General features: G+C 50.5%; 25 protein-coding genes. 11 read left to right on the top strand and 14 right to left on the bottom strand.

All coding sequences use genetic code 11. The features are described from left to right. Positions 1–52: 52 nt before the first annotated feature. The 5 genes from BZG82_RS08485 to BZG82_RS08465 form a co-directional block, all read right to left on the bottom strand. Positions 53–1,822, bottom strand: coding sequence for a PKD domain-containing protein (locus BZG82_RS08485; protein WP_131826229.1), 1,770 nt, complete (start codon positions 1,820–1,822; stop codon positions 53–55). A gap of 191 nt (positions 1,823–2,013) precedes the next feature. Continuing rightward, complete coding sequence (locus BZG82_RS08480) at positions 2,014–2,505, bottom strand: Lrp/AsnC family transcriptional regulator (protein ID WP_077480488.1); 492 nt, start codon at positions 2,503–2,505, stop codon at positions 2,014–2,016. Between the two features lie 10 nt (positions 2,506–2,515). Next, positions 2,516–3,511 (bottom strand): N(2)-acetyl-L-2,4-diaminobutanoate deacetylase DoeB, encoded by a 996-nt coding sequence (gene doeB / locus BZG82_RS08475; protein ID WP_077765604.1) that lies wholly within the window; start codon positions 3,509–3,511, stop codon positions 2,516–2,518. 158 nt (positions 3,512–3,669) lie between these two features. Next, positions 3,670–4,857 (bottom strand): ectoine hydrolase DoeA, encoded by a 1,188-nt coding sequence (gene doeA / locus BZG82_RS08470; RefSeq protein WP_077663399.1) that lies wholly within the window; start codon positions 4,855–4,857, stop codon positions 3,670–3,672. A 475-nt stretch (positions 4,858–5,332) separates the two neighbouring features. After that, positions 5,333–5,863: a copper resistance protein NlpE gene (locus BZG82_RS08465; protein ID WP_077482114.1), complete on the bottom strand. Its 531-nt coding sequence runs from the start codon at positions 5,861–5,863 to the stop codon at positions 5,333–5,335. Positions 5,864–6,109: 246 nt separating this feature from the next. Here BZG82_RS08465 and BZG82_RS08460 point away from each other — a divergent pair, with 246 nt between their 5' ends. The 7 genes from BZG82_RS08460 (at position 6,110) to BZG82_RS08430 (ending at position 12,681) form a co-directional block, all read left to right on the top strand. Next, positions 6,110–6,796, top strand: coding sequence for a type 1 glutamine amidotransferase domain-containing protein (locus tag BZG82_RS08460; protein ID WP_077765603.1), 687 nt, complete (start codon positions 6,110–6,112; stop codon positions 6,794–6,796). 336 nt (positions 6,797–7,132) lie between these two features. Beyond that, positions 7,133–8,089 (top strand): ABC transporter substrate-binding protein, encoded by a 957-nt coding sequence (locus tag BZG82_RS08455; RefSeq protein WP_077765602.1) that lies wholly within the window; start codon positions 7,133–7,135, stop codon positions 8,087–8,089. A 104-nt stretch (positions 8,090–8,193) separates the two neighbouring features. After that, on the top strand, positions 8,194–8,868 hold the full coding sequence (locus tag BZG82_RS08450; RefSeq protein WP_077765601.1) for a response regulator transcription factor: 675 nt from the start codon (positions 8,194–8,196) through the stop codon (positions 8,866–8,868). Continuing rightward, the gene (locus tag BZG82_RS08445; protein WP_077765600.1) at positions 8,865–10,154 is read left to right on the top strand and encodes a sensor histidine kinase; all 1,290 of its coding nucleotides are present in this window, start codon (positions 8,865–8,867) and stop codon (positions 10,152–10,154) included. Before BZG82_RS08450 ends, BZG82_RS08445 begins: the two co-directional genes overlap by 4 nt. A gap of 75 nt (positions 10,155–10,229) precedes the next feature. Next, positions 10,230–10,988, top strand: coding sequence for a MipA/OmpV family protein (locus tag BZG82_RS08440; RefSeq protein ID WP_077765599.1), 759 nt, complete (start codon positions 10,230–10,232; stop codon positions 10,986–10,988). Between the two features lie 27 nt (positions 10,989–11,015). After that, positions 11,016–12,137, top strand: a complete 1,122-nt coding sequence (locus BZG82_RS08435; protein ID WP_077765598.1) for an alpha/beta hydrolase family protein — start codon at positions 11,016–11,018, stop codon at positions 12,135–12,137. A 64-nt stretch (positions 12,138–12,201) separates the two neighbouring features. Then, positions 12,202–12,681, top strand: a complete 480-nt coding sequence (locus tag BZG82_RS08430; protein WP_069587832.1) for a YaiI/YqxD family protein — start codon at positions 12,202–12,204, stop codon at positions 12,679–12,681. A 42-nt stretch (positions 12,682–12,723) separates the two neighbouring features. Here the strand turns inward: BZG82_RS08430 and BZG82_RS08425 are convergent, their stop codons facing one another. Beyond that, positions 12,724–13,626, bottom strand: a complete 903-nt coding sequence (locus BZG82_RS08425) for a LysR family transcriptional regulator (protein ID WP_077765597.1) — start codon at positions 13,624–13,626, stop codon at positions 12,724–12,726. Positions 13,627–13,801: 175 nt separating this feature from the next. Between BZG82_RS08425 and BZG82_RS08420 the strand changes: the two genes are divergently transcribed. Continuing rightward, on the top strand, positions 13,802–14,671 hold the full coding sequence (locus BZG82_RS08420; RefSeq protein ID WP_077765596.1) for an MBL fold metallo-hydrolase: 870 nt from the start codon (positions 13,802–13,804) through the stop codon (positions 14,669–14,671). Further along, a complete protein-coding gene (locus tag BZG82_RS08415; protein WP_077765595.1) occupies positions 14,665–15,291 on the top strand; it encodes a DsbA family protein in 627 nt (208 codons plus the stop codon). The genes BZG82_RS08420 and BZG82_RS08415 overlap by 7 nt, the downstream gene beginning before the upstream one ends. A gap of 63 nt (positions 15,292–15,354) precedes the next feature. Here BZG82_RS08415 and BZG82_RS08410 read toward each other — a convergent pair whose 3' ends face one another. The 6 genes from BZG82_RS08410 to cysP form a co-directional block, all read right to left on the bottom strand. Continuing rightward, positions 15,355–16,518 carry a DEAD/DEAH box helicase gene (locus BZG82_RS08410; protein ID WP_077765594.1) on the bottom strand — a complete coding sequence of 388 codons (1,164 nt, stop codon included), beginning with the start codon at positions 16,516–16,518 and terminating at the stop codon, positions 15,355–15,357. A gap of 129 nt (positions 16,519–16,647) precedes the next feature. Then, positions 16,648–16,848, bottom strand: coding sequence for a hypothetical protein (locus tag BZG82_RS08405; protein ID WP_077765593.1), 201 nt, complete (start codon positions 16,846–16,848; stop codon positions 16,648–16,650). A 153-nt stretch (positions 16,849–17,001) separates the two neighbouring features. Beyond that, positions 17,002–18,129 (bottom strand): sulfate/molybdate ABC transporter ATP-binding protein, encoded by a 1,128-nt coding sequence (locus BZG82_RS08400; protein WP_077765592.1) that lies wholly within the window; start codon positions 18,127–18,129, stop codon positions 17,002–17,004. Positions 18,130–18,132: 3 nt separating this feature from the next. Beyond that, the gene (gene cysW, locus BZG82_RS08395) at positions 18,133–19,041 is read right to left on the bottom strand and encodes a sulfate ABC transporter permease subunit CysW (protein WP_077765591.1); all 909 of its coding nucleotides are present in this window, start codon (positions 19,039–19,041) and stop codon (positions 18,133–18,135) included. A gap of 9 nt (positions 19,042–19,050) precedes the next feature. Then, entirely contained in the window at positions 19,051–19,917 is an 867-nt protein-coding gene (gene cysT / locus BZG82_RS08390) for a sulfate ABC transporter permease subunit CysT (RefSeq protein WP_077765590.1), read from the bottom strand. A 23-nt stretch (positions 19,918–19,940) separates the two neighbouring features. Then, positions 19,941–20,945 carry a thiosulfate ABC transporter substrate-binding protein CysP gene (cysP, locus tag BZG82_RS08385; RefSeq protein ID WP_077765589.1) on the bottom strand — a complete coding sequence of 335 codons (1,005 nt, stop codon included), beginning with the start codon at positions 20,943–20,945 and terminating at the stop codon, positions 19,941–19,943. 244 nt (positions 20,946–21,189) lie between these two features. On the opposite strand from cysP, the gene cysM reads away from it, so the two are divergent. Beyond that, positions 21,190–22,080 carry a cysteine synthase CysM gene (gene cysM / locus BZG82_RS08380; protein ID WP_077765612.1) on the top strand — a complete coding sequence of 297 codons (891 nt, stop codon included), beginning with the start codon at positions 21,190–21,192 and terminating at the stop codon, positions 22,078–22,080. A 73-nt stretch (positions 22,081–22,153) separates the two neighbouring features. Here cysM and BZG82_RS08375 read toward each other — a convergent pair whose 3' ends face one another. Together BZG82_RS08375 and BZG82_RS08370 are read right to left on the bottom strand one after the other, a co-directional pair. Then, a complete protein-coding gene (locus BZG82_RS08375; protein ID WP_077765588.1) occupies positions 22,154–23,854 on the bottom strand; it encodes an FAD-dependent oxidoreductase in 1,701 nt (566 codons plus the stop codon). Positions 23,855–23,864: 10 nt separating this feature from the next. Then, positions 23,865–24,056, bottom strand: coding sequence for a YgaP family membrane protein (locus tag BZG82_RS08370; protein WP_069586663.1), 192 nt, complete (start codon positions 24,054–24,056; stop codon positions 23,865–23,867). Positions 24,057–24,254: 198 nt separating this feature from the next. On the opposite strand from BZG82_RS08370, the gene BZG82_RS08365 reads away from it, so the two are divergent. After that, positions 24,255–24,593: an ArsR/SmtB family transcription factor gene (locus tag BZG82_RS08365; RefSeq protein WP_231637480.1), complete on the top strand. Its 339-nt coding sequence runs from the start codon at positions 24,255–24,257 to the stop codon at positions 24,591–24,593. Positions 24,594–24,646 lie beyond the last annotated feature (53 nt).

The raw sequence follows: 24,646 nt of genomic DNA, 5'->3' as shown, positions 1-24,646 counted from the left end.
TATTTGAAAAATTAGGCGCACCAACCGCAGGGTGCGCCCAACTAAACAGTGATTATTGGTTTACATCGAGGGTGACGCCGCTAAAGGGCCGATATCCCCGAATGCCCATAAATACCTCATCGCCCGCGTTGACATCAAGGCTGCAGGTTTCATTATTACCACTGGTGTAAGGGCGACAGCTAAACTGGTTGAGATCTGGCTTGGTGCCCTTTTCAACGTATAAATCCGCATCGCCGGTTCCGCCATATATACGAATGGTGGCAGTGCCCGCTTGCGGTGCAGTGTATAAGAAGTATTGCCAACTGCTGCGATCGCCACTCAGATCAGTTTTAGGGTAGTCATTGTCACTACCCACCGTGAAGTTTTTACTCGCAGAGCTGGTGAGGCCTTGATCGTCGGTCACGGTGAGAGTGACGGAATAGGTGCCCACGGCGCCGTACTGATGCGACGCTGTCATACCGGTGCCTTGGTAACCATCACCGAAATCCCATTGATAGCTCACGATTTGTCCGTCTGTGTCGCTTGCGCCGCTGGCATCAAACTCACAACCAAGCACAGTACATTGACCGTTGAAGACCGCCATAGGCGCGCCACCGGCTTGATGATCCCCTTGTGGCGGGACATTATTAAACTCACCGGCGACTTGCGGCCAGATTTTATCAATCCGTACCCCTTGGTTCTCACAGCCACCGAAGTGGTGGAGGGCTATCACGTTGCGGCTGCTGCTTGCCAGCACCGGAGAACCTGATGAACCGCCTGTGGTGTCACAGAAGTAACCCGCATCTGTATTTGTGCCTCTGCCATTGGTCGCTGCGACATCAATCTGGCAAATCCCACCATTGTTTTGGTCACTTTCAATGGCAAGTTCTTTCGGGTTTCCGGCGCCGTGCTGAGGAATAAAGATGGTTTCGCCAACTTGTGGCATGCGTACATCAAGGCCCATATAACCAAACTGAGCAATTCGTGCGAAGTCATTGACGCTGAACAGGGTGTAGTCGAGGGTATAATCGGTTTTGAGTAGCTGATCCCCTGTGACTTTAACGATGTCATTGATGGTGCCGCTGCCACAACTTGGACGCTGATAATTAAACCATATTTCCGTGCTCGTCAGCTCAGACTGGCTTTCAACACAGTGATTGTTGGTGAACATGTGATTATCTGGTCCTACGCGCCAGCCAGTACACAGGCCACTACCATTCATAAGCAAGCGTGCGACAGGGCGACTGCGCTCATACTCCTCTGGATGGCTATCTTGCCAACATGCCACATCTTTACGCTCGTTGATTCCGCACGTAGATAGCGTTCCTACGTCTTGAGCTGCCGCCATCAGATTTTCCGGATCACCCGCTTGGTAACGATCGACACTCAGCGCATGCTGAGGTTGCCATTGGGTACCTGTGGGAAGGACGAGCGTCACAATTGCGGTGTCGCCGTGGACGGACATGGCCGAAAACTGTGTCACACCGTCGTCACCCTGAGTGGGATTAAATGTGCGCTTGCCATTGGCTTGATTGCTATAGCGGTAGCTCTCAGTCCCATCGGCGCTTGTCACATCGACATAAGCGCCATCAGGCAGTGAAAACTGTGCGAAGTGTGCCTTGACGAAGGCGGCGTCTGCTTGATGTATTTTTATGCTGTTTTGATACGTTTCACCGAGAGCTGTAGCACGAAATGTTTTTGGAGGCGCTAAATCGGCTTGGAGACTGTACTGGCTTGCGATGTTAATGGGAGCGGGAGTTGGAAGTGTGTCTGCCGCTGATACGGGGAGCGCCATGCCGCTAAGAAGCGCAACGCTGACGGATAGCATAACTGACTTATTCATTATTATCCTCTATCTACAGTGAGTGAGTAAGACATTAATGTCTTCCCGATAGAGGCTAGTTAAGCCGGCGTGAGTCGTGTAATCGCCATGTCTAGAATGATAGACTTATCAAGCAATCATGAAACAGTTGCTTTTATGTTGCTAAAAAGTTAAATGTTAGTCCGGAGAAATCCCAACAAATTATACATTTATCAATAGTTATTAGCGGCGATATCGGGTGTTTCGAGTGGTAATGTCAATGCAGGGCGTTTGACTTGCTTGGTGACGATATAGGTGTAGTACTGTTTTATGCCTAAGTTGTCAGTCAACCAGTTGTCGATAAGCCGTTGGTAGTAGTCAATATCGGTCACGCCAAGCCGAACGATGTAGTCTATCCCCCCGCCTGTGGCCCAGCACTCTTTTACATCTTCACAGGCTTGCATGGCGCGCTCAAAGCGTTGAAAGCTGTCGACATCGTGCTGACCAAGCGTGATTTCCACTAACACGGTATTTAACTTAACCACCGCATCAGGGTTAATTCGTGCGCCATAACCTTCAATGATCCCTGCTTGCTCAAGGCGTTTGACGCGTTCCCAACAAGGGCTGACCGATAAATTAATCGCTTGGGCAAGGTTAGATTTGGTGATCCTTCCATCTTTCTGGAGGATTTGAAGGATTTTTATATCAAATTTGTCCAACTTCATGGCGCCTCCGCTAAACAGGCTCAGCAATAACGGCAAAGGTATCGCCTATGTAAATACGACCGAGGTGGCGCTTAGCCAGCAAAATGCCATCACGCTCGGCATAGTAAGGGACGGGCTCTGTTCCTGTCCGTTCGATGTTATGTACTTTGCCGATTAAATCGCCACGCTTGATGGGATCGCCGAGGTGTACACAGAATTCAATGATGCCGGCATGTTCACTTTGGACGTAACAATGCTTGTCAGGCAACTCCAGTGCGATGGGAGGCACAGGGGGATGACGATAGTCATCTTGCAATACGCCAGAAAAGACCAAGAAATTATGAATACCACGCTGGGTGATTGCGATTGATTCCGGTGTACTGGTGCCACCGCCGCCTAACTCGGTGGTGACGAAAATCTTGCCTTGTTGCTCTACTGCGGTATCGTACATGCTAGTGGCGTCCATTTCGGTGGTCTGTACTTGATAAGGTGCACCGAACAAGCGCGCGCCCTCTGCACAGGCTTCCGCTTGTTGTAGATTTTCTAAACGGTGAGACGCGGCATAGGGAATAAGATCTAAGGTTTTTCCACCCGAATGAATATCAAGTGCCGTATCACACTGTGGGATCAAATAGCGAGTGAAGTAATCCGCGATCTGCTCGGTGACGCTGCCAGTGGGGGAGCCGGGAAACGCGCGATTCATATTGCCTTGATCCCAAGGTGACGTGCGTGTGCCTGCCATCACGGCCGGCGCGTTCATCATGGGTAAGATAATCACTCTCCCTTTAATATCACTTGGCATCAGTTGATGACAGGTATTGAGCAGCGCGGTGATCCCTTCATATTCATCCCCATGATTACCGCCGGTCAGCAGTGCGGTTTTTCCCTCGCCGTTTTTGATCACGGTAATGGGGATGGTGACACAGCCCCAAGCCGACTGGTCGTGCGAGTGAGGCAGTTTAAGAAAGCCGTGTTGCACGCCATCGGCATGGAAATCGACGGTGGCTTCAATCGCGGTAGGTTCCATAACCTCTCCTTGTGATGTGTCTTGGCATGTTATACGGCTTGTCGCAGTAAAGTTTGATGTTAAATCATTACGTTATCAGTGTAGCCAAAAATACCCACTTGGCTGAATAGAAAAGGGCACAATGGCTGTGCCCTGATTGATTTTATCGATAGATGCCGCTAATGCTTGATAAAAAGCTGACGGGGCAAATCACACAGTGTTTGCGCACCATCTCGGGTGATCACAATGCTCTCTGTGGTTTCCATCCCCCAATCTTTCATCCACAATCCTGGCATAAAGTGGAACGTCATTCCCTCACGCAAAATGGTTTGATCGCTGGGGCGTAAGCTCATGGTGCGCTCTCCCCAGTCGGGTGGGTAGCTCAGCCCAATCGGGTATCCACACCGTGCGCCTTCTCGGTCAAACCCATAGCGCAACAACGCATCATTGAGCGCATTGGCAATGTCGCCACAGGTGTTACCGGGCTTGGCGACGGCGAGTCCAGCTTCAATACCGGCTTGCAAGGCTTCATCTGCACGTAGGAACTCATAGCCAGGTTCGCCCAAGAAAATGGTACGAGAGAGCGGACAATGATAACGCCGATGCACCCCGGCAATTTCAAAAAAGGTGCCTTCACCCCGTTTAAACGGACGATCATCCCATGTGAGATGAGGGGCGGCGGCATCACCACCAGAGGGTAGCATGGGGACGATGGCTGAGTAGTCACCGAAGTGACCGTCATGACCGACCACCGCATGCTTATTGATCTCGGCCACCAGTAGGTGTTTGGGTAAGCCGGGCTCAATCATTTCAAAGGCCACACGATGCATGTTTTCTACAATGCGTGCGGCGGTGTGCATATAGGTCAGTTCTTGATCGGATTTCACCGCGCGACACCAGTTGACCAACCCAGTCGCATCGACCAAGGTTGCCATCGGGAGGTTTTCTTTTAATGATTCAAACGCGGTGGCACTGAAATAATAGTTGTCTTTCTCAACACCAATGCGTCCGCGATCCCAGTAACGCTCAGCGAGTACATAGTTAGACAAGTACTCCATAGGGTGGAGCGGGGGATTCATTACGTAGTGGTCAGGGTAATAGGTGATACATTCAGCATTCATATAAACAGTGCGTAATGCACCGTTAGCGTCTTGAATGCGACCAAACCAAAGAGGGTCGCCTGTCGCGCCGATCACAACACATTGAGGTACATAAAACGACCAGCCATCATAGCCTGTTAACCATGCCATGTTAGAAGGGTCATGGACCAACAAGGTATCGATCTCATGCTCTTCCATCGCATAGCGAACCTTCGCTAAACGGGCGCTGTATTCTTCGTATGAAAACTTCAATACAACGTCGCTCATACGCATGACTCCTGTCCAATACCACGACTGTGGCGCTACTAAAACGTACTACTGACCGGTAATCGAACTTGGATCAAAGGCGATTACCGGTACAGAAAGGTGCCGTTTTTCGGTCTTGTTATCGAACAAACGGAGGAGGCTCGCTTGTGTGCACAGCTGTACATCTATGATTTTCATTGTCTAACTTATCGACAATGGCGCACTACTCTCTACAGCAGGATAAGATTTTGTTTCGCCTCTAGTTAAGAGTTACACCATAGAGTGAAATATCGTCAAGTTTTGTTGGAAACAATTTTGTCACTAATGTGACAACTGTTATTAACAGTGCAAACGCGGAGGGAGAGAAAATAACGAAAAGCGGGTATGGCCATAAGGTGGAAGCCGGCCCAGCGCCTTTTCAAAGCACTGAACCAGTCTTAGGCAGCAGATTGCACTAATAGCACCCAACCTGCTGATTGGGTGCTTAAAATGGTGCTTATTGTTTTTTCAGCACGTACATGTCGGCTAAATCGCCGTCGATACGCTCACCGTTCATATCGAGCATGATGATTTGGTTCTCTGCAACAAAGAACTGATTGGGCGTGTCGGTTAGACCTTGGAGGGTGACGATGGTACCCATGTCGCCCCAAGTGAAGGTCCCTTCCTCTTTTAATGCCTCACCTTCTTTACCTAGATAGGTTTTGGTCAGTACATAGGTGTTATCGTCATTCAGCGTCAGGCTGGTTTCGATGCCTTCACAATCTGCACAGGGGACGACACCTTGATACGTGCCATTCCAATCCAGTGACAGTTTTGCATTGTGGTGATCAACCATCTCGTTGACAGCATCGCCTGCTGCATCAACTGCATTCTCGGCGCTATCCATCGCTTGCTCTGCGCCAGCTTGAACATTTTCTACCGCATTTTCAACTTGCGTCTCGGTTGCAGGTTTGTCATTGGCCTGTTGCTCACAGCCCACTAAAACAGCAACAAGAGCGAGTGGTGCTAGTACAAATGCTTTTTTCATGGTGACCTCTTTTGCATGTTCGATACATGATTACTTTAAACGTGATGAGGGCGTTGCCCTTAATGGATGTACTCATTGTAGCGGCAGACAGGAGGGTGGTGTCATTGTTAAGCTAGGCTTAAGTCAATGTTATTCGATGAAAGTAAAGAAACCGTCAACTGATCAAAACTGGGATTTACTTCGTTAGTAACAAGGTTGCCGAATAGCAAAGCGGTCAATGAACGCGTCAAACAACAAGGAGCGATGATGCAACAACACAAAATTTTGATGGTGCTGACATCTCACGATGCCATGGGCGAGACGGGACACAAGACAGGCTTTTGGCTTGAAGAGTTCACCACCCCTTACTACGCGTTTAAAGATGCAGGGGCAACCGTTGTGGTCGCGAGCCCTAAAGGCGGAACGGCGCCGATTGACCCAAACAGCGAAGCGGAAGATGCGCAATCAGACTCCACTCGACGCTTTGATGGCGATGCGGAGCTGCAAGATATGATTAATAACACCGTTAAGCTGAGCGATGTGAATGCGTACGAGTACGACGCGATTTTCTATCCCGGTGGGCACGGTCCATTGTGGGACTTAGCGGAAGATTCGACCTCCCGTCAGCTGATTGAGACTTTCTACTATCACGGCAAACCCGTTGGTGCGGTATGCCATGGCCCGGCCGTGTTCCGCCATACACGTTCAGATCGTGACGAGCCACTGGTGAAAGGCAAACGGGTTACTGGTTTTACCAATAGCGAAGAAGCTGCCGTTGGCTTAACCGAGGTAGTCCCCTTTTTAGTCGAAGATATGCTCAAAGAAAACGGCGGTCTTTATGAGAAAGCGGATGACTTTACCTCGTATGTGGTTACTGATGGCAACTTAGTGACAGGGCAAAATCCGGTGTCGTCTGAAGCGTGCGTCAATGCGGTGTTGGCGTTGCTGAAATAAAATACATAGACTAATTGGTTGAAAAGGCGCGTATAACGCGCCTTTTTTAACAAAACAAAAACATAATGTATAACTATCAAGGCTGGCTGTATGACTAAATTAGTTTATAACTTTTTGTTTTTATTGATAAAAATTGAGTTATTTTTTGGGTAGAAATAATGAATTAGGACTATTTTTATAGGGTGTAAAGATAAAGCACTCTTTTGTTAGATATAAATTTAATTATTCTTCAAAAAGATGAGAAAAAATAAGAAACGTTAGTGGGCGGATATTTATTTAATAGTTTCAAAAGAGGGGGATGATAAGCTTCTTTTGAAATTATCAAGGAGAGCCCAAATGATACGTGCATTAGCAATATTCTTGTTTCTATTTAGCACTCAAGCGATGGCGGTAAATGTATTACTTGTCCATAGCTATCATAAAGAAAATGAGTGGGATAACAGCTTTGCTGCTGTGATACAAAATCAACTAGATAGTAAAGCGAATCTTTACCAATTTGAGCTTGATACCAAACGTATCGACGAGGGTCTGTACGCTCAGCAAGCCCAGAAAGCACTCGAATTTTATCATGAAGTGAAGCCGCTCATTGTCATTTTAAGTGATGACAATGCATTTGATTATATGATGCCATTGCTTCAAGACCAAGACATATCAATTGTTTTTATGGGAGTGAATAAAAACCCACGAAAAGCACTCTCGGATCATACGGGCTTAGCAAGAGTGACTGGTGTATTAGAACGCCCGCTTCTGGTTAGAAATATAATTGAGATGTCTCATGTGATTGGTAAAGAGCCTTTCTTAGTTAAAGTGATGTTGGATGGAGGGGCGACCGCTAAGATTATTGAAAAAGACTTAAGAGAGTCTTGCAAGCATTTTCATGGGAAGATTATATTAGACATTGTTCATCACGATACATTTTCAGGTTGGAAGGAAGAAGTTTTATCTTCAAGCAGCTATGATGCGATCTTTTTAGGACTCTACCAAAGGGTTAAAGATAACAATCAGCCCGTTTCCGAAAAAGAAGTGATGCAATGGACGAATCTAAATGCTCCTAAACCTCTGTTTGGATTTTGGGACTTTACCGTCGGAAAGGGGCGAGCTGCGGGTGGTTTGGTGGTCTCTGGTCCAGAGCAAGGGATGCGAGCAGTTAGCTATGTTAATCGTATCATTGCTGGCGAGTCAGCGCTCTACTTACCGTTAGTGTATGGCGGACAGGGTAAACACGTTTGTAGCCTGTCTGAGTTTGCTCGTTGGGGAATGAAGGTACCTGAGCATTGCCAATTGGGTGAGTAGCATAGACTAATCTTGTCCGCGAAAAATCAATAAGGTGGTGAGAATTGGTACGCGATTAACTAGGATGATAAAAGTGTTTATCCGTTAATGGCTCACCACCTAACATGAAAATACTCATCATTGAAGATGACCACGACCTCAGCTTAGCGATTTCAGAATACTTAGAGCTGCATAATATCGACTGTGATTTTGCTTATAACGGCGAAACGGGGATCCAGCTTGCCAGCCAGCAGACGTTTGATTGTGTGATACTCGATAATATGCTGCCTAACGTTCAGGGTATGGCGGTTTGTCGCGAGCTGCGTGAGCAGGGTATCGATACCCCGGTGTTAATGCTGACCGCGTGCGGCGCGGACGCCGACCAGCTTGAGGGTTTTCGCGCCGGCGTGGATGATTATGTGGTCAAACCTTGCACCATGCCCTTGTTACTCGCACGTTTACAGGCCTTGCATCGGCGTCATCAACCGGTGCGAGAGTGTATTACCATCGCTGATCTGACGATTTATCCCAAAGAGCATATCGCGTCGCGCGGTGATACGCCGCTTAAGTTGACCCCTACCGGTTGGAACATTCTGTTGCTACTCGCGCGCCGCTCACCCACTGTGGTGTCCAAAAGCGATATTGAGGAGGCGATTTGGGCCAGCGATGATGTGCGCCAAGGAACCATTAACGTGCACCTTCACCATTTGCGTAAAGTGGTTGATAAGCCCTTTGCTAAAACGCTGATCCACACCCATGTCGGTATTGGTTTGTCCCTTTCTGAGGCCGCGCCGGTATGAGCCAAAGCCCTGTTCGAAGCCTTGCGGCACAATCGCGTCGCCAGCTTTTGTTGATGGCGGTGGCGATCTTTATCGGGTTGTTGGCACTTGTCACCGTGTTTAGCTTTTATCAAATCAGTCAGGCAGGCAAAAACTACATGCGGCTCGATGCTATCAAGCTAGAGCAGAAGCTGGCCGCCGATCCTAACTATCCATTACCCCAAAGTGACACTGTCAGTGCGTATCGAGATTGGCAGGCTATCCCGACATCGGTGCGTGATTTATTCTCTTCAGAGCCGATACAACCGGATGATCCAATTGAAATTCAGCGCATCAATGACAGTGGAACGCGTGAGTATGGCTACTTGTTGTACTCCGATCAGCACCTATCCCAAGGCCTGTACTTGGTCGAGTTTGAAGCGGCAGAAAAAATCGAAGCATTAGCTGCCATGATTGTCGAGCATTCTTTGGCCGATGCCAGTGTGTTAATTGCCGCTTTTATGCTGGTGCTTGTCACCGTGATTGGGCTTTTGTTTAACAATGCATTGAAGCCACTCAAAGAGTTGGTGGCATGGTCGGCGCGGGTAAAAACACACCCTGATCAAGCTATCGATGTGCGCTTTTCGGTACGTGAGGTTAACCAAATCGCCGACCACTTGATGGCCTCGCTGCAACAGGTTCGTGAACATAACCAACGGGAGCAACAGTTTTTAAAGCATGCCAGCCATGAACTGCGTACGCCGTTGGCGATTATGCAAGCATCCTTGGATACTTTGTCACTGCGCATCGATGACAAGGATGCCAGTTATCCGGCCTTGCAGCGCGCCTCGCGTGCCAACGCCAATATGATGGCACTGTCTGAATCACTGCTTTGGTTGGCACGGCAACATCCAGATAAGGTTCGCCAATCAAAGGTCGACCTTGGCTCTCTCTGCGCAACCTTGGTGGATGAGTTGGCGTATCTTGCAGCGCATAAGCCAGTGACTGTCCATATCGATAATCACAGTGATCCTCTTTCTATTGAGAGGGAATTGTTTCGTATTGCGAGTACGAACCTGATTCGCAATGCGCTCACCTACAGTGCGCCCGGCGCGATTGAGATTAAGATCACCAACGGGCAGTTTTCGATTGCCAACCCTATTGATTCAGACGTGGATGAGAATCAGATCGGATTTGGTCTAGGCCTGCAGCTTGTTGAGCGCATTGCCGGACAGCTCAACTGGCATTTTGAATTTCAGTGCGACGCTCAGATGGCGAGGGCGGTTATCAATTGGGAAGCCGCGCACAAAATGACGGGAGAGTCTTAAGGTTTTCTTAATACCGGTTGTTTCAAGATAAGGGCGAACTCTCAGTTACTATTTCGCCATTATGGAGAATCGCCGGTGAAGCCATTTGTCACACTTATCTGTTTCGTTTTGACCTCGGTGCCCTTGTCCGGGCATGCGCAAACCGACAGTATGTTCGCGGATAATTATCTGACCGTCGGCCTGGTCGGCTATACCGAGCCGTCGATATATCTCGGTGGTGAAGATGACCAAGACATTGAGCTGGTGGTTGAGGCGCAATGGGAGGGGATTTTTTATCGCAACGATACCCTAGGTGTGTATCTCGCCGAGGGCGACAGCTGGTATGTGTCGGCGGGCGTGGGCGACGATGTGTTTGGCGATCACGCCCGCGGTGACAGCAAAACCCTCAAAGATATGAAAAGTCTCGATACGGTGTATACCGCTAATCTAACCACCGGCTGGATAACGTCGGTGGGCTATTTTGAGCTCGGCTACCATCATGATATCTCGGATAATCATAACAGTGGCGCGGTGGTGGGCCGCTATGGCGCGCCGATGGAACAAGGCCCGTGGGTACTTGATCCTCAAGTGTCACTGACTTGTGTGGGTCGCGCGGTGAGTCGTTATTATGTCGGTGTGTCAGCCCAAGACGCCAAAGCTGGCCGACCTACTTATCAACCTGATCAAACTTGCAAATTCCAATCCGACCTCAATCTCTATTACAGGCTTGGCCGCGCGCATCATCTGTTGTTGGGGGTGAGCTATCGCCACTATGGCGATGAAGTGTCAGACAGCCCGATTGTTGATAGAGACGATTTGTGGTCGTTCAATACCGGCTATTTATACACCTTTTAGTGATAATGGGGTGGAAGGAGAAAGGGTATGAAGTGGCTAAAGCGAGGTTTGATAGCGCTGGTGCTGATAGGCACGTTTTTGGTCATAGTCATGGATGACCCAAACGCGGGGCTGACGCGTCAATCCATTCACTTTAACGCCGGCGATAATCAGCTCGCAGGTGAATTAATTTTACCTTTAGGTTCTGAGATCCCGAATCAGTGTGTGGTGTTTGTGCATGGCTCTGGTGACGTGCCGACCGATGCGTTTGGTTATTACCTCCCACTCTGGCGAGTGTTAGCGGCGAATGGGTGGTGTGCGTTGTCTTGGAATAAGCCGGGAGTGGGTGAGTCGAGCGGGGATTGGCGGTCACAATCGATGCAAGATCGGGCCGATGAAGTCGCGGCGGCGATTCGCTATTTGCGCCAAACCTTGGGGCTAAAGGATGGCAAACTGGGGTTGATGGGCTTTAGCCAAGCCGGTTGGGTGATCCCGAAGGTGGCACACCAAGCCGAAAACATCGATTTTCTGATCAGTGTCGGTGGAGCAGTCAACTGGATGGCGCAATCCGAGTATTCTGGACGTCAACGGCGATTAGCCGCCGGATACAGTGAATCCGCTATTGAGGAAGAGCAAGCTGCCGAGGCGACAGTGGATGCCTTGATCCAATCCGGCGCGTCGTATCAACAGTACCTAAACCACGTAAAACAGGATGACAACGCCCCCATGAGCGAAGCTTTTTGGCAATTTGTACAACGTAATTGGGCCTCGGATGTGACTGCTGATTTAATCGATCTCGACGTGCCCACGTTAGCGTTGTTTGGTGCGCGGGATGCTTATGTCGACTCAGATAAAACCGCTTCTACGTATCACCAGCTGCTCGCTAACGCGCCGCTGCCGTTTTATCACGTGCGTGTGTTTGAAAATGCCGACCACAGCCTACTGCGCACCGATAATATCGCCAACGCGCACAGTGAGCGTCACCGTTGGTTAACGCTGGCCCGGATTTGGTGGCAAGGGGAGGCAGCGTTTGCAGATGGCGTGATGCCATGCTTAACGTCTTGGCTAGCGCAGTTTAAGAGCGGGCGGCCAACACAGCCTAATATCTGCGCGCCTGAGCAGCCAAGCGATGTAAAGCCAGTACTAAACGCGGATACGACGCAGGGGTAACGTTTCAATTTGCGGTGAATTGGGGTTTAATGCAGGCATTGACGCTAACGCTAAGAGAACCAGCATGCAAATATGGGTAGACGCGGACGCTTGTCCGGTCGCGATGCGCGAGATGATAGTGCGCGCGGCACACCGAACGCACATTCAAGCCACCTTTATTGCCAACCAGTTTATTCGCTTGCCACCGTCGCCTTACGCCAGTTCACGTCAGGTCGAGAAGGGCTTTGATGTGGCGGACAACCAAATTGTTGCCGAGGCAGAGGCGGGCGATTTGGTGATCACCCAAGACATTCCGCTGGCGGATGAAGTGATTGAAAAGGGCGTGACGGTGATTAACACCCGCGGCGAATTGCTGACCAAAGAAAACATCCGCGCCCGGCTTAATATCCGTGATTTTATGGAAACCATGCGCAGTAGCGGTGTGCACACAGGTGGGCCTGCTCCGCTTGGTCCGCAGCAAAAACAAGCTTTTGCCAACCAGCTTGATAAATGGCTGGTTAAAGCCCAGCGTTATCATGCTGCGCGAGCAAAATCGTCTGATTAAACCTACGAGCTTATCCTCTCATCACTCAATTTTTTCTGCTGACTAAATAGCAACCGGTGCCCACTCGCGATTGGCGAAGTGGGCAATCAGCGCATCCAGCAGCGCACGCACCGCTGGTGGCTGGTTGCGACGCGACGGATACAAGGCGTAGATATCCATTGCCTTGGGTTGCCAATCGGGGAGCACGACCTCCAACTGACCTCGCGCAATGGCACTATGAGCCAGATACACCGGCTGCATGCTCACGCCCATGCCCTGAATGGCAGCACTGAGTAAGGTGGTCGCCTCGTTAGCTGAGAGCTTACCTTGCACTTCAACCGCGGCGTGTTCCTCGCCTTTGTCTAAATGCCAAATCGGTCGATCAAACTGCTTGTAACTGAGACAGCTATGCGCGGTGAGATCTTCCGGGGAGCGGATCGGTGCATGGGCCGCCAAATAATCCGGTGCCGCGACTAAGACGGAATCACACGCGGCGATCGGACGACCAATAAGAGAAGGGTCGGGGTTGGATGCAATGCGGATGGCTATATCAATCCGTTCCGCAATCAAATCGACCGCCTTATCTTGCACTTCAATATCTACATCGACCCCGGGGTGAGAGTCCATAAAGGGCTTTACCGCGGGGATCAGTTGCGCAAAACCAAACGACATACTGGTGGCCACCCGCACTTTTCCGGTCAAGCCCGCGTCTTGTTGCCATTGCTGTGTCAGGGCATTGGCTTGCTCAACCCATTGCTCCAGTTGCGGCAAGCTTTGCTCGCCGGCGGAAGTTAATGAAACCTTACGCGTGGTGCGTTGTAATAAGCGCACGCCCAACCAGTCTTCCAGCGCTTCGACATGGCGAGTCACCATGGGGCGCGACATCTCCAGACGCTCGGCAGTGGCGGTAAAACTTTGCGTTAGGGCGACATCCACCATGACTCTTGCCGCAGTAAGTTTATCCATGAGTGTGCTCCGAGGTTGGCTATAAACAATATCGATCGTGTGATGCATGGCGACGACGTATCAATATGATCGAAATATGAAACAATGATGCAAATTATTAGCTATATATCCGAACAAGTCGAGCCCGTAAACTGCACAGCATCTCAACACCGAATGCAAACAACGGAGCACGACGATGAAATTGATAAAAACCCTAGCCGCCTCTTTATTACTGACTGGCAGCGCAATGGCAGCCAATAATGCTGAACCCTTGAACTTGGACGTATATAACGCGGATGGTAACAGCTTCCACGTAAACTCAACCTTGGTGTATGGCGAAACCGAAGCCATGGTGGTTGACACGGGCTTTACTAAAGCAGACGCGCTACGTATTGCCGCTAAAGTGCTGGACTCTGGGAAAGCGCTGACCACTATCTTTATTAGCCAAGCAGACCCAGATTACTATTTTGGCGCGGAAGTGCTGCACGGCATGTTCCCTGACGCAAAAGTGATCACCACACCGGCAGTGCGCGCCACCATTGCAGAAAAACTGGATGGAAAAATGGCATTTTGGGCACCAAAAATGGGTGACAATGCCCCGCAAAACCCTGTAGTCCCTGCTGCTTATACCCGTTCATCATTGACACTGGACGGTCGTAAAATTGAAATTCGCGGCGCGAAAGGCGAGTTGGCGCATCGTCCGTATCTTTGGATCCCAGCCAACAAGGCGATCCTGGGTAACGTCGCCGTGTATGGCAATGTACACCTTTGGATGGCAGACGCACAATCTGATCAAGCACGTGAAGGTTGGGCTGCACAATTAGAAGAAATGGCAGCACTAAAGCCTAAAGTCGTGATCCCAGGACACATGACCGCGGGCACGGCACTGAACGCTGACACCATTACTTTTGCCCAGCAGTATTTGCAAGACTTTGCCGAGGCGAAAGCAAACAGCAAAGACAGTGCTGAGCTGATTAAAACCATGCAAGCGAAATATCCGAAAGCGGGTTTGCCGATGGCTTTGGAAATTGGTGCCAAAGTACATATGGGAGAGATGGAATGGTAAACGTCCACTATATTTTTGACCCAATGTGTGGCTGGTGCTTTGGCGCTGCCACCTTGATTGAAAGCTTGAGCAACACCCCTGAGATTAACTTGCAGCTTCATCCAGGTGGCATGCGTGAGCGTGCGCCGATTGAAGACAGCTTTCGTCAACACATCTTGGCGGCAGATCAGACCATTGCCGATCAAACCGGACAGACATTTGGTCAAGCCTATCTAGACCGCGTGGCAAGCGACCAGCCAGTAATTTTGGACTCCTTTATTACCGCGCAAGCCATCCTCGCAGCTCAGCAGCTTGATGGTCAGGGTGCAGAGATGCTGAAACGCATCCAGTGTGGCCATTATCAGCAAGGTCGCTCCGTCTATGAAGCTGACACGCTCGCAGAGCTTGCCAGTGAGATGGGGATAGAGGCAGGGGCTTGGCAACAGGCGATGAATCGCGCCGAAAATGATGTGATGCCTGCGGTGAATCAAACCCGTCAATTGATGGCAGCGCATGGCTTACGCGGTTTTCCATCCATGCTGGTGGAGCAAAACGGTCAATGGCAAGCCATCACAGTGAGCCAATACTATCGCCGCCCAGATGCATGGCAGGCGCTCTGGCAAACACTGACTCAGGCATAAAGCAAACAAAACCGGCGAGCATGAAGCTCGCCGTTTTTTGTCACGATCATTGTTTGTACATTATCACTTGGGTGCAGTCTGCGGTACCGGCTTTTTAGGCTCAAAGCCTTCGATAATGTGACGTTCAAGTGGGTGCCCGAGACGTGCTTCAATCATGCGCAAGTTTTTGGTGTTATCTTTTGAGACCAATGAAATCGCTTCGCCTTGAGCACTTGCGCGACCGGTACGGCCAATTCGGTGGACGTACTCGTCGGCCGGGAAGGGCAGATCGTAATTGACCACGCGCTCAAGCGACTCAATATCAATGCCACGCGCGGCGACGCCGGTGGCAATTAAAAATTGGATGTCACCGTTTTTAAAGTCTTCCAGCAATTGGGTCCGCACGGCTTGGTTGCGTCCACTGTGAAAGGCCTCCGCAGCAATGCCCCGTTTTTCCAACTGGGTGGCGAGTTTGGCGGCGCCGTGTTTGGTTTCGATAAAAATCAACGCTTGCGTCCAGCCATTCTCTTTAATTAAATGGCTAAGTAGTGCGGATTTCTTATCTTTATCGACTGGAATACACCATTGAGTAATGTTGTCTTTCGAGGCATCTCGTGCGGCAATGCTGATTTCTTTGCCTTCATCGCCAATGGTCGCTTTGGCTAGATCGCGCACTTTATTAGATAGCGTGGCCGAAAACAGTAAGCACTGCGTGCTTGCCGGCAATCGGTCTAGAATATGTTGAATCGCATCAATAAAGCCCATATCCAGCATACGATCCGCTTCGTCGAGAACCAGCACTTCCACTTCATCTAAATAGACGGCACGTTGGCTGAGTAAATCCCGTAGACGTCCCGGGGTGGCGACCAAAATATCGACGCCGTCGATCAAGGCTTGCTTTTGTGCCTGCTCGTCCATGCCGCCAACCATCGCCAAGGTCTTTAGCTCAGTAAACTGGCTGTCTTGACGTGCGCTCTCAGCCACTTGCAGGGCGAGTTCACGAGTGGGAGCGATGACGAGAGCGCGCGCGCGCTTTTTACGTCCTGCTTCACCGGCAGATAATTTATCGATGATAGGCCAGATAAAACTCGAGGTTTTTCCGGTGCCCGTTTGTGCCGCGGCAATCAGATCATGCCCTTGTTGGATGATTGGAATCGCTTTGGCTTGAATAGATGTTGGCGTGGTAAAGCCTCGTTGGGCTATGGCTTGGCAAAGTGGGTCACTTAAACCCAGTTTTTTAAATGGCATGGCAAACTCAACAAACAATGAACGCGCGTCCACCCTAAAAAGGGTGAATACGCTGAATGGCGTGGAGTCTAGCACGAACCCCACATCCACACGACGTAAAATCTGTTGGTGTCCTAGGTAAGGTTTGTTCTAGGCCGCGTACTTTCTCAGCTCATGCGGGTAAATACGCATGCCGTTTAATGTATTCTCATACACAGCTTGCTCTCTAAGGTAAGACCACGCATGAGGCTCTGTCCCTGTTTGCGCCGCTAACCGGTCGATAACAGCATCAATGTGTCGGCCTGCATAGTCTTTATGAGGAGTAAATAGATCCTTAATCGCTGATAACATAACACGCTCCTTATGTGTAACTAAATTACATGCTGGTATGTTTAGAGCGTAGCTCGCGTTTTATTTGTGATCAATATTAAATTTTAAATCTATCCAAAATAGTATTGTTGTAATTATTTTTCATTTTTGCGGTATTCTCTGTGGTCTCGGTAGTTAAATATCATACGCCAAGCTATCTTTGGCCAAAAATGGCCAATTAAGGCGGTGCGGCTCGGTGTCTGTGCCGTTGAAAAAGTATCCGCGGTGCGGCATCGCATACACGGTATCGCCCTTTTGATACGCTGCGGCTTGCCACGCATGATGGGTCAAGGTGGCCTCCCACAGTTGTTCACTCTCCCAGCTTTGTGGAGCGAGTGAAACCCGCACCTCGGCACCGACTGGATTGATAGAGACCACACGCATGGGCAGCGAGAGTTGGCTATTGGGTTTATCGGCCAGGGTTAACTCATGGCTGCGCACATACAAACTGCCTGACTGTTGGGTGTGCGTGTTTAGTGTGGGTTGAATAAAGGCATTGCCGTTTTGCCAGACGCCTTGTTGATAGGCGCCGGAAAAAACGTTCACGTTTCCTAAAAAATCAAACACAAAGCGACTTTTCGGCGCGGCATAAAGGTCGACCGGACTGTCGACTTGTTCAATTTGCCCATTACTCATCACCACCACGCGATCCGATAGCTCCAGTGCTTCGTCTTGGTCGTGAGTGACAAACACACTGGTAAAAGCCATTTCATCGTGCAGTCGGCGTAACCATTGACGCAGCTCTTTGCGCACTTGTGCATCTAACGCACCGAACGGTTCGTCGAGCAATAAGATCTCCGGCTGGGTCGCTAACGCTCGCGCCAGCGCGATACGTTGCTTTTGCCCGCCTGATAATTGTTCGGGATACCGCTGGCCCAGGTGGCCTAACTGCACGACCTCAAGCAGTTGGTTCACCCGTTGCGTAATCGTGGCTGGGGAGGGGCGCTCGCGACGTGGCATCACTTGTAAGCCAAAGGCGATGTTCTCTGCCACCGTCATGTGTTTAAACAAGGCGTAGTTTTGAAAAACAAACCCGACACGGCGATCCCGCACATGGACGCGGGTGACATCGCGCTCGCCAAATAGGATCTGGCCGCTGTTACTGCTTTCTAATCCGGCAATAATGCGCAATAACGTGGTTTTACCGGAGCCTGAGGGCCCAAGCAGTCCCATCATCTCGCCTTGCTCTATGGTAAGTGATAACGGCGATAACGCTTGGAACTGGCCAAAGTGTTTAGTGATGTTGTTCAGTTGAATACGCATGGCTTACGGCTCACTTTGGTTCGTTTGTAAGGTTAAGCGGGCAGGCGTTGACGCACTGCTTTCATCCATCGGCGCGGTACTGGCGTGCACACGATACTGACGCCATTCCACCAAGGCTTTCAATGCCAAGGTAGCGAGTGCCATAAAGGCAAGTAATGACGCACAGGCGAACGCCGCTTGGGTTTGGTAGTCCTCATAGAGCAGCTGTACCTGCAAAGGCAGGGTATTGGTTTGACCGCGAATGCTGCCTGACACCACAGCGACCGCACCAAACTCGCCGATGGCACGGGCATTAGTCAAAATGACCCCGTAGATGAGGGCCCACTTAATATTGGGCAAGGTGACGCGGCGAAAAAGCTGCCACCATGATGCGCCTAACACCACCGCCGCTTCTTCCTCGGCTTGCCCTTGCTGTTGCATGAGCGGGATCAGCTCGCGGGCGACAAAAGGGCAGGTAACAAAAATAGTGACCAACACAATGCCGGGTAGGGCAAACATTACTTGAAGATCATGCTCAAATAGCCACGCACCTAGCCAGCCGTTACTGCCATAAAGCAGCAAATAGAGTAAGCCTGCGACCACGGGCGACACGGCAAACGGGATATCAATCAAGGTGGTGATCAGTTTTCGCCCCGGAAATTGGAAGCGGGTAACGGCCCATGCCAACATCACACCAAATACGAGGTTGATGGGCACCGTAAGAACGGCCACCAACAATGTAAGGCCAATCGCGTGGCGGGTATCCGGTGCGAGTAAATGCTGAAAATAACTTGTGATGCCATCGGCGAAGGCAATAGAAAAGATGCTTACCAGTGGCACAACCAACACCAGCGCCACGAGCAGCAGCATAAGCGCGATTAAACTGCGCCTGATCCATGGGGTATCACCGATTCTCACCGAGTTTGTGCTCATAAAGTGTCCTTACCGCCCGTGAATACGTTTTAGATAACGGCCTTGCCAAAGGTTAATGGCAAACAATAACGACAGCGATGCCATCAAGATCACCGAGGCAATGGCACTCGCCGCTGGGAAATCAAACTCTTGCAAGCGAACAAAGATCATCAGCGACGTGATCTCGCTGACGTAGGGCATATTGCCAGCAATAAAAATCACCGCGCCGAACTCGCCCAAGCTGCGGGTAAACGATAAGGCCACACCGACTAACAACGCTGGCTTGATGGTCGGCAGAATAATCCGCCAAAATACCGCAACGTCGCTCGCCCCGAGCACAGTACCGGCCTCTTCTTCCTCTTGAGAAATTTCCTCCAACACGGGTTGGACGGTACGCACCACAAACGGCAAGCTGGTAAACATCATGGCAATCACGATCCCAAGCGGCGTGTAAGCAACTTGAATACCGGCGTTGGCAAGCACACTGCCTATCCAGCCGTTATCGGCGTACAGGGTGGCGAGCGTGACACCGGCAACGGCGGTGGGCAGGGCAAACGGCAAATCAACCAGCGCATCGACCAAGCGTTTGCCCGCAAAATCGTATCGCACCAGCACCCACGCAAAGAGCAAGCCAATCACACCATTTAGTAGTGAGGCAATCAGCGCCGCACCGGCTGTGACTTTATAACTGGCAACAATGCGTGGGTCAGTGATGGCAAACCAGTATTCTTGCCAACTCATTTGGCTGGTTTGCATGATAAGGCCGCTGGCCGGTAACAGCAGGATTAAGCTGATGAACAGCAAAGACACGCCCAAACTGATGCCAAACCCGGGCAGCACGCGCTGCTGACGTGCTGCCCAAGGTGTGGATTGGCGTTGATACGATAGCGATGGCATAGCGTCTCAATACCTAGAAAGAATTAACGGCGTTGCAGTTGGTCGAGTTTTCCGCCACCGGCAAAGTGCGTTTTCATGGCCTGCTCCCAACTCCCTGCGATGGCTTCTACGGTCAGCAGTTCGACTTCAGGGAAACGATCGGCATTGTCTTTGACCACGTCAGGGTGATGGACGCGGTAGTTAAAATCGGCCAGTAAGCGTTGTGCTTTTTCGCTGTAAAGGTAAGACAAATACTCGGTTGCCAACTCAGTGGTGCCGTTGCGTTTGGCGTTACGCTCAACCACGGCGACGGGGAACTCAGCTAAAATCGAGGTTTTAGGCACCACAATATCGTATTTATCACTGCCATATTGCTGGCGGATATTGTTGACTTCTGATTCAAAGGTGACCAGCACATCGCCAATGCCACGTTCAACAAATGAGGTGGTTGCGCCGCGGCCGCCGGTATCAAACACCGCCACATTGGCGAGAAGCTGTTTCAAAAATTGGTCTTGCTGCTCGGTGTTATCTTTGCCGAATGCCTTTTGTGCATAACCGAGTGCGGCAAGGTAGGTATAACGGGCGTTACCAGAGGTTTTTGGGTTGGGGAAGACAGAGGCAACGTCGTCCTTGGCTAAATCATCCCAATTTTCAATGTTCTTTGGGTTGCCCTTGCGCACCAAAAACGCGGTGGTGGAGTAGTACGGCGAGCTACTGTTGGGGAAATTCTCTTTCCAGTTTTTATCGATCAACTTGCCGCGATCGTACAATACCTGCACATCCGTGACTTGGTTGAAGGTGACCACATCCGCTTGCAGCCCTTGCATGATGGCGCGCGCCTGCGCTGAGGAGCCACCGTGCGATTGCTTAATGGTCACCGACTCTCCGGTTTTTTCTTGCCAGTGCGCTGCAAACAGCGGATTGTAATCAGCAAAAAGCTCACGTGCGATATCGTAAGATGAATTCAAGAGGGTTTGCTCGGCGGCAGATACCGGCGCCGCGCTGGTGGCAAGCAAGGCCGAAAGAGCCAGAGTTTTGAATACCTTCATTGTTAAATCCTTGATGGCCGTTTGTTGCTGTTATCAGCAAAGAAAGTTGGGATAGGTCACAGAATAAAAGCAATTGAAGGGAATAAAAAACAGTTTAAATATAACCATTTTGTATATGTTAGTGAAAAAATGTCTGCGTGTCGTATCAAGCCTCCTTGTAGGATGTGGCGATAGACAGTGTCTTACGCGGTGTTGAGAGCATCCATCAGGCAGGCAATTCATGAAACATGAAGAGGTAAACAACGTGGCTGATTTCCCCACCCTTGAAGACTATGTGGGTCAGACCCCTTTGGTGCGCTTGCAGCGGTTAGCCGCAGAGACAGGCAGCACTGTTTTAGTCAAACTCGAGGGCAATAATCCGGCCGGTTCGGTGAAAGATAGACCCGCACTCAATATGATCGTGCAGGCAGAAGCGCGGGGTGATATCGAACCCGGCGATACCTTGATTGAAGCGACCAGTGGCAACACAGGGATCGCGTTGGCGATGGCGGCGGCGATTAAAGGTTATCGACTGATTTTAATCATGCCTGAAAACGCCACACAGGAGCGCAAAGATGCCATGCGAGCCTATGGCAGTGAGTTGATCCTCGTCTCTCAAGCGGCGGGGATGGAGGGCGCTCGCGATTTAGCTTTATCCATGCAAGCACAGGGCAAGGGCAAAGTGTTAGATCAGTTCAATAACCCGGATAACTGGCGGGCGCATTTAACGGGTACGGGGCCAGAAATTTGGCAACAAAGCCAGCAACAAATCACCCACTTTATCGCCAGCATGGGCACCACAGGTACCATTGTGGGAACCTCAAAGTATCTAAAAACGCAAAATTCCGCGATTAAAACCATTGGTTTACAACCGACAGAGGGGAGCGCGATTCCTGGTATTCGCCGCTGGCCAGCTGAATATCTCCCCGGCATTTATACCGACGAGCACATTGATGCAGTGATGGATATTTCCGAGCAAGATGCGAAAGAGACCGCGCGCGCCCTCGCCAGAGAAGAAGGTATTTGTGCGGGGGTTAGCTCGGGTGGTGCCGTGTTTGCTGCCCTGCAAGTCGCCAAAGCCGAACCCGGCTCTGTAGTGGTGGCTATTATTTGCGATCGCGGCGATCGTTATTTGTCGTCTGGGTTGTTTTCGTAGAACACCTTCCCGCCAGCATAAAAAAGGTGACCCATGTGGGGTCACCCAGTTGAATTTGAACACAGTGTTCGCACTACGCTGTGGCGAATTTGTAGGTGCGATAGCCACCAATCAAGTTGCGGGCTTTAAAGCCATGATTGACCAGTTGGCGATAGGCGACATTGCCTCTGAGTCCGACTTGGCAGTACACCACAATTTCTTTGTCTTTTGGCAGCTCATTAATGCGTCCGCGCAGCTCGTCGACCGGAATATGCACATCGCCTTCAATGTACTGGCCGTTTTCGCGCTCGGGCGCATTGCGCACATCGAGTAGCACTTGAGCGTCGGTGAGGTTGTCTACCTCATCAAAGTGGATCGGCGTCGCGTCACCTTTAAGAATATTGGTGGCCACAAAGGCTGCTTGGTTAATCACATCTTTGGCACTGCCATACGGCGGCGCATAAGTGAGCTCGAGATGTTGTAGCTGCTCAACGGTCATGCCAGCACGTTGTGCCACGGCCATGACATCAATGCGCTTATCAATGCCGTCTTTACCCACCGCTTGTGCGCCTAAAATCGCGCCGGTATCCGGGGCAAACAGCAGCTTAAATGAGACGATTTCCGCACCGGGATAATAACCGGCATGACTGGCGGCGTGAACATAGACCTTTTGATAGTCGATATCAGCGTGCTTGAGTTGTTTCTCGTTTTGGCCCACCGAGGCGACGGCGAGATCGAACACTTTACAGATGGCGGTGCCTTGGGTGCCAAGATAATGCTCAGTGCTTCCTAGCATGTTGTCAGCGGCCATCCGCCCTTGACGGTTCGCAGGTCCTGCCAGTGGCACTAACGTCGGTTTATGGGTCACAAAGTCGATTTCTTCGACTGCATCGCCGACCGCGTAAATATCGGGATCTTGGGTCTGCAGAGTGCTGTTGACCACAATGCCGCCTTTTTCACCAATGGCAAGGCCCGCTTGTTGCGCCAGCGTGACTTCAGGCTTAACGCCAACCGCCATGATCAACAATTCAGTATGCAGCGTGTCGCCATTATTTAGCGTGAGGTTCAGTGAACCTTCTAAGTGTTGCGGCTCACTGGGCTCGCCGGCATCATCACTGGCGACATGCGTGGTAGGAATAAACTCGGCGGACTCCAGTGCTGTGCCTAGGCGTAAATCCACTCCTTGATCGCGAATGGTTTGATGAACAAATCCCGCCATTTCTCGGTCAACTGGCGTCATTACCTGATCGGCCATCTCCAATAGGGTGGTTTTAATCCCGCGTTGATGCAGCGCTTCCATCATCTCAAGGCCAATAAATCCTCCGCCAACGACAGTCGCATGGCTGGGGTTATTCATATCAATGGTATGCAAAATCGCATCCATATCTGGAATATTGCGGAGCGAGTGGGTCAGCGGGTTATCTAAGCCAGGAATGGGCGGCATGATGGGGGCCGCACCTGGGCTTAACAACAACTTGTCGTAGCTTTCTTGATAATTGCTACCATCGGTACGAGTGACGGTAACGGTTTTGTCCTCGCGATTAATCGCAGTGACCGTACTGTTGATGCGCACATCCACATTAAAGCGGGCGCGAAAACTGTCTGGGGTTTGCAGCAAGAGTTTACTGCGATCGGTAATATCTCCGCCGATATGATAAGGCAAACCACAGTTCGCGAACGAGACGTACGGGCCACGTTCGAACATGATGATTTCGGCTTGTTCACTTAAACGACGGGCGCGAGCGGCGGCAGAGGCGCCACCAGCGACGCCGCCAATAATTACGATTTTGGTCATTATGACTCCATCAAGCGTTGCTTAGTCCAAGTTTTTTCAGGAAAAAGGCAGCCGGACAAATCCCTGTAAACGCACTTTGGATCAGGTTTACGCCAATGAAGACGGTTAGCCAAATAAATTGGCTGTGAACTGTGAGGGTAAGCACGACAGAAAGTAGCACCATCATGCCAGCGATTACGCGTACGCCATTATCAATTGTCATAGCAAGACTCCTTTGCATCCTCTATACGATTACCCGACAGACCGAACCGCTTTGGCTCGAACGCCTTCAGTATTTGTCGGCACTCGGATCACTCTAGAAGTTGTATTTAGAAAAGTCTAATAATAATTTATCTAAATTAGAATTGACTAAATAAAATGCCACGCTAAGCTATGAGTATTGGCGAGAAAGGAGTGGGTGATGGCAGAGTCAACGGTGCCGTTTGAGGCAGAAAGCGTACCGGATATGGACATCAGTGCCATGCGTGAGCAAGCGTCTTTGGTGGCGACCATGTTGAAAGTGATGGCCCATCCTGAGCGATTAATTGTGCTGTGCCAGCTTTTGGCCGGAGAGCGCTCCGTGGGGCAATTGCTGCAAGGGTCGTCGCTCAGTCAGTCGGCGTTTTCTCAGCATCTTAGCGTGTTAAAGCGGCATCAGCTGGTTAAGGTGCGCAAGTCATCCCAGCAGGTGTTTTATCAGCTCAATGACCCCCATGTCGCGGCGATTATCGCCACCTTACAGCGGCTTTATTGTGCCTGATGTGTCTGAATCTGAGAGATCAGCATACATTCATTGCCCGTCGATGCGCTAAG

This window comes from Salinivibrio sp. PR5, from assembly GCF_001996085.1.
GTDB classification, from domain to species: Bacteria; Pseudomonadota; Gammaproteobacteria; order Enterobacterales; family Vibrionaceae; genus Salinivibrio; species Salinivibrio proteolyticus.
The sequence above is the reverse complement of the archived record's forward strand: the minus strand, read 5'-3'. Positions and strand labels throughout refer to the sequence as shown.